Origin of the sequence: Rhizobium sp. NXC14 (assembly GCF_002117485.1) — a bacterium.
Classification (GTDB): Bacteria; Pseudomonadota; Alphaproteobacteria; order Rhizobiales; family Rhizobiaceae; genus Rhizobium.
Window position 1 is genome coordinate 1,757,723 of sequence record NZ_CP021030.1, and the last position, 14,218, is coordinate 1,771,940.

General features: G+C 62.5%; 9 protein-coding genes. 2 read left to right on the plus strand and 7 right to left on the minus strand.

The features are described from left to right. The 5 genes from topA to NXC14_RS08610 all read right to left on the minus strand — a co-directional run bounded on the left by topA (nucleotide 1) and on the right by NXC14_RS08610 (nucleotide 6,983). Nucleotides 1-2,655, minus strand: coding sequence for a type I DNA topoisomerase (gene topA / locus NXC14_RS08590; protein WP_085777801.1), 2,655 nt, complete (start codon nucleotides 2,653-2,655; stop codon nucleotides 1-3). A 245-nt stretch (nucleotides 2,656-2,900) separates the two neighbouring features. Next, nucleotides 2,901-4,043: a DNA-processing protein DprA gene (gene dprA, locus NXC14_RS08595; RefSeq protein WP_085777802.1), complete on the minus strand. Its 1,143-nt coding sequence runs from the start codon at nucleotides 4,041-4,043 to the stop codon at nucleotides 2,901-2,903. A 2-nt stretch (nucleotides 4,044-4,045) separates the two neighbouring features. Continuing rightward, entirely contained in the window at nucleotides 4,046-4,663 is a 618-nt protein-coding gene (plsY, locus tag NXC14_RS08600; RefSeq protein WP_085777803.1) for a glycerol-3-phosphate 1-O-acyltransferase PlsY, read from the minus strand. Between the two features lie 77 nt (nucleotides 4,664-4,740). Further along, nucleotides 4,741-6,030 carry a dihydroorotase gene (locus NXC14_RS08605; protein ID WP_085777804.1) on the minus strand — a complete coding sequence of 430 codons (1,290 nt, stop codon included), beginning with the start codon at nucleotides 6,028-6,030 and terminating at the stop codon, nucleotides 4,741-4,743. Then, nucleotides 6,027-6,983: an aspartate carbamoyltransferase catalytic subunit gene (locus NXC14_RS08610; RefSeq protein WP_085777805.1), complete on the minus strand. Its 957-nt coding sequence runs from the start codon at nucleotides 6,981-6,983 to the stop codon at nucleotides 6,027-6,029. Before NXC14_RS08610 ends, NXC14_RS08605 begins: the two co-directional genes overlap by 4 nt. A 178-nt stretch (nucleotides 6,984-7,161) precedes the next feature. On the opposite strand from NXC14_RS08610, the gene NXC14_RS08615 reads away from it, so the two are divergent. Continuing rightward, nucleotides 7,162-8,820 carry an acyl-CoA dehydrogenase family protein gene (locus tag NXC14_RS08615; RefSeq protein WP_085777806.1) on the plus strand — a complete coding sequence of 553 codons (1,659 nt, stop codon included), beginning with the start codon at nucleotides 7,162-7,164 and terminating at the stop codon, nucleotides 8,818-8,820. Here NXC14_RS08615 and NXC14_RS08620 read toward each other — a convergent pair. After that, the gene (locus tag NXC14_RS08620; protein WP_085777807.1) at nucleotides 8,802-9,020 is read right to left on the minus strand and encodes a type II toxin-antitoxin system VapB family antitoxin; all 219 of its coding nucleotides are present in this window, start codon (nucleotides 9,018-9,020) and stop codon (nucleotides 8,802-8,804) included. The two genes, NXC14_RS08615 and NXC14_RS08620, sit on opposite strands and share 19 nt — an antisense overlap. Before the next feature lie 143 nt (nucleotides 9,021-9,163). Beyond that, nucleotides 9,164-12,031 (minus strand): ribonuclease E/G, encoded by a 2,868-nt coding sequence (locus tag NXC14_RS08625; protein ID WP_085777808.1) that lies wholly within the window; start codon nucleotides 12,029-12,031, stop codon nucleotides 9,164-9,166. Nucleotides 12,032-12,654: 623 nt separating this feature from the next. On the opposite strand from NXC14_RS08625, the gene NXC14_RS08630 reads away from it, so the two are divergent. Next, nucleotides 12,655-13,914, plus strand: a complete 1,260-nt coding sequence (locus tag NXC14_RS08630; RefSeq protein ID WP_085777809.1) for an N-acetylmuramoyl-L-alanine amidase — start codon at nucleotides 12,655-12,657, stop codon at nucleotides 13,912-13,914. The last annotated feature ends 304 nt before the right edge of the window (nucleotides 13,915-14,218 follow it).

A 14,218-nucleotide genomic window follows, 5' to 3' on the forward strand; every position in this document is an offset into this window, starting at 1 on the left:
TCAGCTCTTTTTCGATTTCGCGGGCGCCTTGGCCTTCGCTGCCTTCGGCTTGGCGGCCGTCTTGGTTGTCTTGGCTTCGGCGGCGGCCGCCTTCGGCTTGGCTTTCCCTTTGGCCGCCTTGCCCACGGGAGCCTTGCCGGCCTTTTCCGTGATCAGCGCAAGCGCCTCCTCAATGGTGATCGCTTGCGGATCCTTGCCCTTCGGCAGGGTGGCGTTGACCTTGCCCCAGTTGACATAGGGGCCATATTTGCCGTCGCGAACAGTGATGGCGCCGCCCTCGGGATGATCGCCGAGGGTCTTCAGCGCCGCCGGCGTACCGCGCGCACCCCGGCCCGGCGCCTTGTTGGCTTTTTCGGCAATCAGTGTCACGGCGCGGTTGAGGCCGACGGAGAAGACATCCTCAACGGTTTCCAGATTGGCATAGGAACCGTCATGCAGAAGGAACGGCCCGTAACGGCCGATGCCCGAGGAGATCATCTTGCCCGTTTCAGGGTGTTTGCCGATATCGCGCGGCAGCGAGATCAGCGCCATCGCCTTTTCATAGTCGATATCCTCAGGCTTCCAGCCCTTCGGCAACGAGGCGCGTTTGGCCTCTTTGCCATCGCCGCGTTGGATATAGGGACCGAAGCGGCCGGAACGGAGCGTCAGTTCCTCGCCTGTCGTCGGGTCGGTGCCGAGGCTCTTCGGTTCGTTGAGCGAGACACCCTCCGCTTCTCCGCCATTTTCGGAGGAGAGCTGGCGGGTGTAGTTGCATTCCGGATAGTTCGAGCAGCCAACAAAGGCGCCGTATCTGCCAAGCTTCAGCGAAAGGTTGCCGGTGCCGCAGACCTGACAGATTCTGGGGTCGCCGCCATCTTCGCGTTTCGGGAAGACGAGCGGCGCCAGCGCCTCGTTCAGCGAATCGAGCACGTTGGTGACGCGCAGTTCCTTCGTGTCTTCGATCTGCGCGAAGAAGTCCTTCCAGAAATCGCGCAGCACCTGCTTCCAGTTCAATTCGCCGGCGGAAATCCGGTCGAGCTTCTCCTCGAGGTCGGCGGTGAAATCATATTCGACATATTTGGTGAAGAAGCTTTCGAGGAAAGCCGTCACCAGCCGGCCCTTGGCCTGCGGGATGAGTTTACGTTTGTCGATTGTCACATAGTCGCGGTCGCGCAGTGTCGCCAGTGTGGCGGCATAGGTCGAGGGACGCCCGATGCCGAGCTCTTCCATCTTCTTGATCAGCGAGGCTTCCGAATAGCGCGGCGGCGGCTCGGTGAAATGCTGGGTCGAATTAATTTTCTGCTTGGCGAGCGTCTCGCGCGCATTGATCTCCGGCAGACGGCCATCCTCGTCGCCGTCATCGCTCTGCTCGCCGTCCTCCTTCTGGTCGGTATAGGCGGCGATGAAGCCGTCGAAGCGGATGACCGAACCGACGGCGCGCAGGCCGGCCTTCTCGCCCTTATTGTCGGCGGTAATTTCGGCCGTGGTGCGCTCGATCTCGGCCGACGCCATCTGGCTGGCGATGCCGCGCTTCCAGATCAGCTCGTAGAGCCGGATCTGGTCTGCATCGAGGAATTTGCGCACGCGGTCAGGAGAGCGGTAGAAATCGGTCGGACGGATCGCCTCGTGCGCCTCCTGGGCGTTCTTCGCTTTGGTGGAATAGAGGCGCGCCTTCTCAGGCAGGTAACGCTCGCCGAACTGGTCGAGGATGGCGCTGCGCGCAGCACCGATCGCTTCCGGGGCCATCTGTACGCCGTCGGTTCGCATATAGGTGATGAGACCGACCGTCTCGCCGCCGATATCAACACCCTCATAGAGCTTCTGGGCGATCTGCATGGTGCGTGAGGCGGAGAAGCCAAGATTGGAGGAGGCGGCCTGCTGCAGCGTCGAGGTGGTGAACGGCGGTCCCGGATTGCGCTTGACCGGTTTTGCCTCGACCGTATCGACGATATAGCTGGCGCCTTCGAGCAATGCCTTCAGCCGGCCCGCATCCTCGCCGTTGCCGATCGCCCGCGGCTGCAGCCGCTTGCCATGCGCCGAAACCAGCCTTGCCTCAAATTCGTCGCCGCGCGGCGTCTTCAGCAGCGCCGAGATATTCCAGTACTCTTCCGAAATGAAGCGCTCGATTTCGGATTCGCGATCGCAGACCAGACGAAGCGCGACCGACTGGACGCGGCCGGCCGAACGCGCGCCCGGCAGCTTGCGCCACAGAACCGGCGAAAGATTGAAACCGACGAGATAGTCGAGCGCGCGGCGCGCCAGATAAGCGTCGACCAGCGGCACGTCGATATCACGCGGATCGGCCATCGCATCGAGGACGGCCTTCTTGGTGATTGCATTGAAGACGACGCGCTTGACGGACTTGCCGTTCAGCACCCGCTTCTTGTTCAGCATGTCAAGGACGTGCCATGAAATCGCTTCGCCTTCGCGGTCAGGGTCGGTCGCGAGAAAGAGCCCGTCGGAGGACTTCACCGCATCAGCGATGTCCTTCATCCGCTTGGCCGAAGCGCCGTCGACCTCCCAGAGCATTTCGAAATCCTGATCGGGAAGAACGGAGCCGTCCTTGGCAGGCAGATCGCGCACATGGCCGAAGGAGGCGAGCACTTTGTATCCCGAACCCAGATACTTGTTGATCGTCTTGGCCTTGGCAGGCGATTCCACCACTACAACATTCATGATGATTCTCTAAAAACAGCCACGCCGGCGTGGGAGCCAGCGCAACACGCAGCGCAACTTGGATACTGGCCCTCCGACATGGACAGGGAAATCGCTGCGGTCAAGGGGTTTGCTACAATTTTACCCCTTGCATCTGGTGCAATCGGAACAGGATTCGCAACGGAATTTAACTTCTGGCTGTAATGCTATCGTTTTCGACACGCGGTTCCTGCGTTTGCAAGCCGCCCCCTCGTACCCCGCAAGCGTCAATCGGAAAGCGAGACGAAACCGCCCTGATACCGGTGCAGCCTGCCTGATATGTCGAGTTCCAGGAGAATGAGATAAACCGCGGATGCCGATAGGCCGGTGTGGCGGATGACGTCGTCGATCTCGACGGGCGTCGGTCCGAGCGCGCCGATGACACGCATCCGGTCTGAATCGCCGGGCGGCATCGTTATTGCTCTGCTCTCGCGTGCCGGCTCCTCCACCATCGACAAAGGGAAGAGGTCGAGTTGCGCAAGCGGCGCCAAGGCCTCGATGACATCGGCAGGTTCGGTAACGATCGAGGCGCCGTCCTTGAGCAGGCCGTTGGTGCCGTGACAGCGCGGATCGAGCGGCGAGCCCGGCACGGCAAACACCAGGCGGCCGAACTCGCCGGCGAGGCGTGCCGTGATCAGCGAGCCCGAGCGCATCGCCGCTTCGACGATCACCACGCCGAGCGCAATGCCGGCAATCAGCCGGTTCCGGCGCGGGAAATCGCGGGCGCGGGGCTCCCAGCCGAAAGGCATTTCGCTCACCGCCAGTCCGTTGCCGTCGGTTATCTCTTCGATCAGACGGATATTCTCCGCCGGGTAGGGCTTGTCGAGGCCGCCGGCAAGGGCGGCGATCGTGCCCGTGCCGAGACTTGCCCGATGCGCTGCCGTGTCGATGCCGCGCGCCAGACCGGAGACCACGGTATAACCCGCCCGGCCACAGTCGTGCGCCACCATCGCCGCGAATTTGGCGCCTGCGGCCGAGGCGTTGCGGGAACCAACGATGCCGACGGCCGGTCGTTTGGCGGCGGCAAGCGCGCCCTTGACGGCAAGGAGCGGCGGTGCACCGTCGATCTGTTTCAGCGCCTGCGGATAGTCCGGCTCGCCGATGCCGACAAAGCGGGCGCCGAAACGATGCGCCGCCTCCAGTTCCCGGTGCGCCTCGGCTTCGCCGGCAATGCGGATGCCCCGTGTCGCGCCGCCGCGCGCCGAAAGCTCTGGCAGCGCCGCGAGTGCCGCCTCGGCCGAACCGAAATGATTGATGAGATCGCGAAAAGTTGCAGGGCCGACGTTGTCGGAACGAATCAGGCGCAGCCAGGCAATCCTCTGCCTTTCGCTGAGCACCGTGCCTGTGGATCCCGCGCTCCGCGCATCCATTATCACTTCGCCCCGATCTTGCTTTCCGTTCCGCCCATCAGGCGCGAAATATTCGCCTTGTGCTTCCAGTAGGAGATGAGCGTCATGACCGCCATGACGGCCGCGACCTTTTCATTGCCCAATATCAACAGGGCAACCGGAATGACGAGCATGGCGACAAGGGCCGACAGCGAGGAATAGCGGGTGGTGACGGCGACCGCCAGCCAGATGGCGGCGAAGAGCACCACCATGATCGGCGCGACGCCGAGCAGCGTGCCGATATAGGTGGCGACACCCTTGCCGCCCTTGAAGCCGATCCAGACGGGGAAGAGATGGCCGATGAAGGCGAAGAAGCCGGCGATGATCGCGGCCTCTTCACCGAGGAAATAGCCGACGATCCAGGCTGCCGCCGATGCCTTCAAGGCGTCGAGCAGCAGGGTTGCCGCGGCGAGCTTGCGATTTCCGGTTCTGAGCACATTGGTCGCGCCGATATTGCCGGAGCCGATGCTGCGCACATCGCCGAGGCCGGCGGCGCGGGTGAGAATCAGGCCGAAGGGGATTGAGCCGAGGAGATAACCGATGACGGCAGCCGCAAGTGCGATCGGCAGCGTGATCTGCCATGACATGAGATTGGATAACATGTGCCCCCTCAGCCCTCCGTGGCTATCCTCAAGTCCGGCCCTTTTCCCTCTGGGGATGAACGGCGATGGTGTCGATTCTAAACTGCGTGGACAAGCTTTCCCGAGACGTAAGTCCCAACCGCTCGCCCGCTGAAGCGGGCATCCTCGAAAGGCGTGTTCTTCGAGCGGGAGAGAAGCATGTCTTTAGCGACAAGCCAAGGCTCATCGAGATCGATCAGCGTGATATCGGCCGCAGCACCCGGCTTCAGCGTGCCCGCTTCAAGGCCGAAGATTTGTGCCGGGCGGGTGGACATGGCGTCGATCAGCCGCATCAGGCCGACCTGGCCGCCATGGTGAAGCCTGAGGGCCGCTGCCAGCATCGTTTCCAATCCGACTGCGCCATCGGCCGCTTCTGCGAACGGCAGGCGCTTCGTGTCGACGTCCTGCGGGTCGTGCGAGGAGACGATGATGTCGATCGCGCCACTCGCAAGCGCCTCGGCCATGGCGACCCGGTCATCCTCCGGGCGCAACGGCGGATAGAGCTTGAAGAAGGTGCGGTATTCGCCGATGTCGTTCTCGTTGAGCGCCAGATTGTTGATCGAGATGCCCGAGGTCACCTTGGCGCCACGGCCCCGGGCGCGTTCGATGGCTTCGACCGATTCCGGCACGGAGATCATCGGGGCATGATAACGGCCGCGCGTCAGCTCTGCCACCCTGAGATCGCGTTCGAGTGGGATCAGCTCGGCTTCCTTCGGAATGCCGGAGAGCCCCAGCCAGCTGGCGAAAAGTCCCTCATGCATGACGCCATTGGCGCCGAGATATTTGTCGCGGGTCTCGCAGGAGATGACGGCGCCGAACTCGCGCGCATAGGTCATGATTCGGCGCAGCACCTGTGTGTTAGGGACGCTGGAATGGGCGTCGGTGAAGGCGACGGCGCCCGCCTGCATCAAGAGGCCGATCTCCGTCATCTCCTCGCCGGCAAGACCCTTGGTGAGGGCGGCTGCCGGATAGACGTTGACGCTGGCCGTGTCCCGCGCCGTCTTCCTGACGAATTCCACCAGCGCGATGTCGTCAATGACGGGATCGGTGTCCGGCATCATGATGATCGAGGTGATGCCGCCGGCTGCCGCCGCCCGGCTCGCCGAGGCGATCGTCTCGCGGTGCTCGCCGCCGGGCTCGCCGATATGGACGCGTGCATCGACGAGGCCGGGGGTCGCCACGAGGCCGGTGCAGTCGCGCACGACGGCGCCTTCCGGCGCGCCCTGATTCTGCGCCCCGCTGCCGGCGGCAAGAATCACGCCATTTTTAGCGATGATCGTTCCAATCTCGTCGAGATCGCGCGAGGGATCGACGATGCGGACATTCTTGAGGACGATCGAGTTGCTCATGCCATCATTCCGTCGGTTCGGGGACCTTGGTTCTGCGAGACGAGCAGCGTCTCCATGACGGCCATGCGCACGGCGACCCCCATTTCCACTTGTTCGGCGATGACGCTCTGCGGACCATCGGCCACCTCGGAGGCGATCTCGACGCCGCGGTTCATCGGTCCGGGGTGCATGACCAGCGCATCGTCCTTCGCTGCTTTCAGCGTTTCGGCGTCGAGTCCGTAGAAATGATAATACTCGCGCACCGACGGCACGAAGGCGCCGGACATGCGTTCGCGCTGCAGCCGCAGCATCATCACGACGTCGGCGTCCTTCAATCCTTCCTTCATCGAGTGGAACACCTCGACACCCATCTCGGCGATGCCGGCGGGCAGCAGCGTGGCGGGCGCGACGACGCGCACGCGTGCGCCCATCGCGTTCAGCAGCAGGATATTGGAGCGCGCCACGCGCGAGTGCAGCACGTCGCCGCAGATCGCTACGGTGATCCGCGAAAGCTTGCCCTTGGCGCGGCGGATCGTCAGCGCGTCGAGCAGCGCCTGGGTCGGATGTTCGTGCTGCCCGTCGCCGGCATTGACGACCGAGCAGGAGACTTTCTGGGCTAGAAGCGCGGCCGCACCGGCGCTTGAATGGCGGATCACCAGCACGTCCGGACGCATTGCATTCAGCGTCATCGCCGTATCGATCAGCGTTTCGCCTTTCTTCACCGAGGAATTGCCGACCGACATGTTCATCACGTCGGCGCCAAGCCGCTTGCCAGCAAGCTCGAAGGAGGCCTGTGTGCGGGTCGATGCCTCGAAGAAGAGGTTGATCTGTGTCAGTCCGCGCAGCGTCGACGTCTTCTTTTCTCGCTGGCGGCTGATCTTGACGGCTTCGTCCGCCTTGTCGAGAAGATAGGTGATATCCTGCTCGGTGAGGCCCTTGATGCCAATGAGGTGGCGGTGGGGGAAAAAGACCATGACCCTGCCTCTTGCTGTCTCTTGCGGGTCTATAATGAGTGCCGCCCGCCGGGGCAAGCACGCGCTGTGGGCAAAGGCTTATGTCCCCATGCATTTTCGCCCGAATTCCGATAGAGCAGAATGAAGCGAATCATAACTTCCGGTTTTCCTTGCCGGGTTCTTGCACTAGAAGCGAACAATGACCTCCGCAAACCGGACTGACGACAAACTCGCAGAACTCAACCAGCCGAGCCTGTGGTCCGGCATCAATGCCTATCGATCCGATCCTCTGATCGTCGATCTGACGGCGGCCCTGCCGCGCGGCATCCGTGAAGACCTGGAAAATATCGGCCGCTACGTCACCTCGCCGGAGGCACAGGAGCTGGCGCGTATGGCAAACCAGGGGGCGCCACAGCTGCGCACCCATGGTCCGCGCGGCGAACGTCTCGATGTCGTCGAATTCCATCCCGCCTGGCACGCGCTGATGCGTCGCTCCATGTCGGTCGGCCTGCATTCCTCCGTCTGGGATCCGCAGGCCGATATCGAGGCGAAGGACGCAGGCCACAAGGTCCGCGCCGCGCGATTTTACCTGACGGCACAGCTGGAATCTGGCCATCTCTGCCCGCTGACGATGACGAGTGCTTCGGTGGCCGCGCTGTCGGCGTCCCCTGCGGTGCAGAAGGACTGGGCGCCGAAGATCCTGTCGCGCAAATATGATTCGTCCAACCGGCCCGCTATGCAGAAGTCTGCGGTGACAATCGGCATGGGCATGACCGAAAAGCAGGGCGGCACCGATGTCAGGGCCAACCGCAGCGCTGCCGAAAAGGTCAGTGAAGGCATCTACCGGCTTTCCGGCCACAAATGGTTCATGTCGGCTCCGATGAGCGATGCCTTCATCATGCTGGCGCAGACCAAGGAGGGCATGGGCTGCTTCCTCGTGCCTCGCCTGCTGGAGGACGGGTCAGCGAACGGACTGCAGTTCCAGCGACTGAAGGATAAGGTCGGTAATCGGTCCAACGCCTCTTCAGAGGTGGAGTTCACCGATACCTTCGGTTTCCTGCTCGGCGGCCCGGATGCCGGGATCCGCACCATCCTCGACATGGTGACGTTGACGCGGCTTGACTGCGCACTGGCCTCCTCCGGCATCATGCGCGCCTCGCTGGCCGAGGCCGTGCATCACACGCGCGGCCGCAGCGTCTTCGGCAGGATGCTCGTCAATCAGCCGATCATGACGCGCGTGCTGGCCGACATGGCGCTCGATGTCGCGGCCGCCACCGCGCTGTCCTTCCGTCTTGCCGATGCTTTCGACAAGGCCCGCGGCAATGCCGAAGAAGCGGCCTATGCCCGCGTCATGACTCCCGTCGCCAAATACTGGTGCTGCAAGATCGCACCCGCGCTGATCTACGAGGCGATGGAATGCATCGGCGGCAACGGTTACATCGAGGAGCGGCCGATCGCCCGTCATTACCGGGAGGCTCCCGTCAATGCCATCTGGGAGGGCTCCGGCAACGTCATGGCGCTGGATGTGCTGCGGGTGCTCAACCGTGGCAAGGATCTGTTCGAAACGGTTTTTGCGGGCCTCGCGCGCGATCTCGGCCCCGCCGGGACGAAAACGATCGACGTGCTACGCGCCGCAATCGCCCTCTGCGAACAGGACGAAGGCGCGGCACGCCTGCTCGTCGAGCAACTGGCTCTTGCCGCCGGCGCCGCCGAGCTCTACCGGCTCGGGGCAGGGCGCATTGCCGATGCCTTCATAGAGACGCGCCTGGCCGGCGGCTGGCGCTCCACCTACGGCATGCTCGACTCCCGCTTCGACGCCAGCTACATCGTCGATCTGCTCTATCCCCCGGCCGCCTGATTGTCAGCGGGGGATTGACGTATCTCGTCGAGATCGCCTTCCCAGCCGATCACTGCAAGATCTTCGATCGCATTCTTTTGACGGTGCCTGTCGACGAGGCTTCGCAAGGCCTGTTCGATCATGGCCTTTTTCGTCGCCAATCCCGTGGCGGCCATTGCCGCTTCGAGCAAGCCCCTATCGATATCCAGAGTCGTTCGCACGGTCGCATCCCATGTGTGTGATCTCAATAATACACGTACTCGCGCTGCCTTGCTGAAAGTCGATGCCGATGCCGCCGCCATAAACGAAAATCCGGCCGCGTCGCCGCAGCCGGATCTCATCATTTACGTCCGAAAATCAGCGTTCAGAAGAAGCCACGGCGCTGCCACCAGCCGGCTTTCTTCGGCTTGCCTTCGTCGCCTTCGCCATTTTCGGTACGGGCGGATTTCACCGTCGGCTCTGAGGAAGAAATATTGGATTCGCGGTTGGCGCGAACCGGCTTTGCTTCTTCCTGGGCGGGCGTTGCGAGATCGGCGGAAGCTTCGACCACCTCCGGTTCGGCTTCAACGGCGGGTGTTGCTTCCGCTACTGGTTCGTCGACCGGCGCTGCGGCGGGCTTGCGGCGGCCGCGGCCACGGGCAGGCTTTACCTCTTCGGCGATGACGGCCATATCCTCGACGGCAGCCGTTACAGCTTGGCTCTCGCCGGCCTGTTCGGGAACCGTCTCGACAATTGCGGCGTCACCTGGAGCGACGTCATCCGAAATGCCGTCGTCTTCATCCTCGCTGCCGCTGCCTTCGCCGGCTTCATTGGCCGTCAGCTCGGAGCCGTCCTCCCGATTGCGGCGACCGCCGCGCTTGCCGCGGCGACGGCGCTTGCGGCGCTGCGATTCCTCGTTTTCGGCGCGGCTCTCGGGTGCAGCGGCGGCGGTTTCGTCGCCCTCAGCGCCCTCATCGTCGCCATCTTCCTCTTCGTCGCCAGCTTCGCCTGCAGCGGCTGCCGGCTGCTCGGCATTGCCGTTGCGGCCACGACGGCGGCGGCGACGCTTGCGCTTGCGGTTGCCTTCACCTTCGCCTTCCGAACGCGCCGCAGCGGGACGTTCGGTCGCGGCAGCCTTTTCCTCGAGTTCTTCGTCTTCGTCCTCATCAGTCTCGATGACGATGTCGTCGTCCTCATCCTCGGGGATGGCTGCGAAGTTGAAGAGGCTTTCGATCTTGACTGGGTTTTCGACAGGCTCGCCGCGGTCGATCGCAAAGTGCTGTGCGCCGACCGAACCGTCGGCATCGATGATGATCGCTACGCCAAAGCGCGCTTCGTAATCGACGATCGTCTGGCGCTTGTGGTTGAGCAGGTAGAGCGCGATGTCGGGCGTGGTGCGCACGGTGATGTTGTGCGTCGTATTCTTCAGCAGATATTCCTCGATGCCGCGCAGCACATGCAGGGCGACGGAGGACTGCGAACGGACGTGGCCGGTGCCGCCGCAATGCGAGCAGACCTGGGTCGTCGATTCGAGAACCGAAGCGCGGATGCGCTGGCGTGACATTTCGAGCAGGCCGAAATGCGAGATCCGGCCGACCTGGATGCGGGCGCGGTCGTTCTTCAGGCATTCCTTCAGCTTCTTCTCGACGGCGCGGTTGTTGCGCTTCTCTTCCATGTCGATGAAGTCGATGACAATCAGGCCGGCGAGGTCGCGCAGGCGAAGCTGGCGGGCGATTTCTTCCGCGGCTTCGAGGTTCGTCTGCAGCGCGGTGTCCTCGATCGAGTGTTCGCGCGTCGAGCGGCCGGAGTTGACGTCGATCGAAACCAGCGCTTCCGTCTGGTTCATGATCAGATAGCCGCCGGAACGCAGCGTCACCTGCGGCTGCAGCATGCGGTCCAGCTGGGCCTCGATGCCGGAGCGCGAGAAGATCGGGTGGATATCGCGGTAGGGCTGAACCACCTTGGCATGGCTCGGCATCAGCATCTTCATGAAGTCTTTCGCTTCACGATAGCCTTCCTCGCCGGCAACGATGATTTCGCCGATATCCTTGTTGTAGAGGTCGCGGATCGAGCGCTTGATCAGCGAGCCCTCTTCATAGACGAGGCAGGGAGCGGTCGACGCCAGCGTCAGAGTGCGGACATTTTCCCACAGGCGCATCAGATATTCGAAATCGCGCTTGACCTCGACCTTAGTGCGGTTCGCACCGGCGGTGCGAAGGATGACGCCCATGCCTTGCGGCACTTCGAGCATGCGGGCGATTTCCTTCAGGCGCTTGCGGTCCTGCGGATTGGTGATCTTGCGGGAAATGCCGCCACCGCGCGCCGTGTTCGGCATCAGAACCGAATAGCGGCCTGCAAGCGAGAGATAGGTGGTGAGAGCGGCACCCTTGTTGCCGCGCTCTTCCTTGGCGACCTGCACCAGCAGGATCTGGCGGCGCTTGATGACTTCCTGGATGCGGTACTGCTTGCGCGGCTTGCGCTGCACGCGGTCCGGAACTTCTTCCATCGCGTCTTCGGCGCCGACGGATTCGATGACTTCCTCTTCACCGTGATCATCGTCGTCATCGTCGTCATCGTGGCGACGCTTGCTGGTGTCGATGTCCTCGGAGATCGTGTCGGTTTCCACCATCGCGGCCATCGTGCCGCCGGCAGGGGCGTCATCGTCGTTGTCGACGCTTGCAGCGCCTTCGGCTTCGACGTCAGTCGGAACGGCATCCTCGGTCGCGGTCGTTTCGGCAACCTTCTTGCGGCTCCGGCGCGGCCTTGCCTTCTTGGCTGGCGCTTCCTCGGCGGCTTCAGGCGATGCTGCCACCTCTGCCGTTACGGCAACCTTTTCCGCCGCGGCCTCTTCCGTTACGGCAGCCGGTGCCTCTGCCGGCACGATGCCGACATCCGGCTGGTCCTGGGTCGAAAGATCGACGACCGGTGCGGTTTCGACGTGTTCGACGTCTTCGTCGCGGCGATGCTCCTCGGCTTCGGCTCGAAGCAGTGCCTGACGGTCGGCGAGCGGTATCTGATAATAATCGGGATGGATTTCGGCGAAGGCCAGGAAGCCGTGCCGGTTGCCGCCGTAATCGACGAAGGCGGCCTGCAGCGAGGGCTCGACCCTCGTTACCTTTGCAAGATAGATATTGCCGCGGATCTGCTTCTTGTGCTGCGACTCGAAGTCAAATTCTTCTATGCGGTTCCCGCGAACGACAACGACGCGCGTCTCTTCCTCGTGAGACGCATCGATAAGCATTTTGTCTGCCATGTAAGCTGTGCTCCTCGGCGTGGCCGCGAGAGCGCATTCCCGACTGCTGTTGAAACAGAAAGAATGCGGTCCACCGTGGCCGCGCCGGATATTGAAAGTCGCGCTTGACGCGAAGGGAAGAGCAGCAGCCAGACCGCAGCCGGAACCGTTTCGGTCCGGGGCCTGTACACTTCAGATAAAACCTGCTGCGAAACCATCAACAACCAAGCGTGATCGACAAATACGAAGACCCGGTTCGGGTCCGATGAGGGTTGCTCCCTGAGAGCGTGGTGGCTGATCCACCAATGAAGTTCCGACAGAAGCCGGAAAATCAGGATCCAGTTCCCGGGTTGAAGCGCATGAGACGGCGGACGATGACCGATGTGGCGCCAGGTCCAGATCTGGCTGGCAGCCCTTGCGGCGACTCTATCCCGTCAACACTTCTACCCTAAAATGCGTTGTATGTTTTCTGTGTCACAATAGCAAGGGAAAAGCCAAATGTGCCATAATATTGATGGATTTCGAATCGCATAGAAACTGGGGGCAGGTGACCGCGATTCGGCAGGTCGCAAGGCGTCTCGCTATCGAGCGTCGATCCGGCCATATCAGGTCCATCGCGGTTACAAATAGGGTGTGACGGTTTATTGTTTAAGAGGGCTCGGATCGCGGCGCAGTCCGCAACGCGGCGATCGACATTCGCAAGGCGGGTTCAGACGGCGGTGCTCATTGCAGGTTGCCTCCTGCCTGGCCTCGCGGGTTCGGCCGAGACGAAGGATCCGCTGCTCGCTTATGGGGCGCGCATCATCGGCGATGACGCCAGGACGCGCATCGTCATCGATTTCGACCGCGAACCGCGTTTCTCCGTCCATTATATCGCCAATCCGGAGCGGATCGTCGTCGATCTGCCGGCCACCGCCTTCGGTTTCCCTGGGAAGGATTTGGCCGCTCGCGGCCTCTTCAAGGATATCCGCTACGGCAAGATGGATGAGGAGAGCGCCCGCATCGTGCTGACAGCGGCAAGGCCGGTGAAGCTCTCGCTCGCCAAGGTGCAGGCCGACGAGGCGGGCAGGGGTCATCGCCTGGTGCTCGACGCCGAAATGATCGATAAGGAGGCCTTTGCCGAACTGGTGAAGACACAATCGTGGGATGATCGGACCGAGGCGGCTCAGACGACGAGCGCCATTCCGGCGCCGGAGAAAGCCGCCCCCGGCGATTTCGTCATTGCCGTCGACGCCGGCCATGGCGGCATCGACACCGGCGCAATCGGCGTCGATACGAAGACCGAGGAAAAGCAGTTGACGCTTGCCTTCGCCAGGGCACTGGCCGACCGGCTGAACAAGGAGCCGGGCATCAAGGCGTTCCTGACGCGCAGCGACGACGAGTTCCTGTCGCTTTCCCAGCGGGTGCTGATCGCCCGCCAGAACCATGCCGGCCTGTTCATTTCACTGCATGCCGATACGCTGAAACAGAAGGATATCCGCGGCGCAACGGTCTATACGATTTCGGACAAGGCCTCCGACAAGCTCGCAGCCGATCTTGCCGAACGCGAAAACCTTTCCGACCAGATCGCCGGCAAGGAGGTAGTCGCCGAGCCGCCCGAGGTCGCCGACATCCTGCTCGATCTGACGCGGCGCGAGACGCAGGCCTTTTCGATCTCGCTGGCCGAGATCGTGCTGAATTCCTTCAAGGACCAAGTCGGCACCATCAACAATCCGCACCGCCACGCCGGCTTCCGCGTGCTGCAGGCCCCCGACGTGCCGTCGATCCTGCTCGAGCTCGGATTCCTGTCGAATGCCGAAGACGAAAAACTGCTGCTCGACGAAACCTGGCGCACCAGGATTGCCGATCTCCTGACCGAGGCGGTGAAGCGATACCGTACCGGCGTTGTGGCGAATGGCGGATAAGAGCGCCGCCCGAAGATTCTGATAGTTTGCTCTGGCGAAATCCATGAAAACAGAGACTTGGACGCATCAGATGAATCACGTTCTGAACGGCGTGCTTCGGCTTGTCGGCGGGCAAGGGCGTTGCTTGGATGTGACAGTCCCGATGAAACGCTGCCGAAGCGACGAATGCGGCGGGCCGAGCCCTATTTTGCTCACATTCGCGCCGTTACTCCGGCTTATGTTTCCTAGCTTGAGGCGCGGAATCGGCTTGTGGCGGTAGCGCTCATGGAGTAAGCCGCGCGCAACGTGCAAATTGTCTCGATCT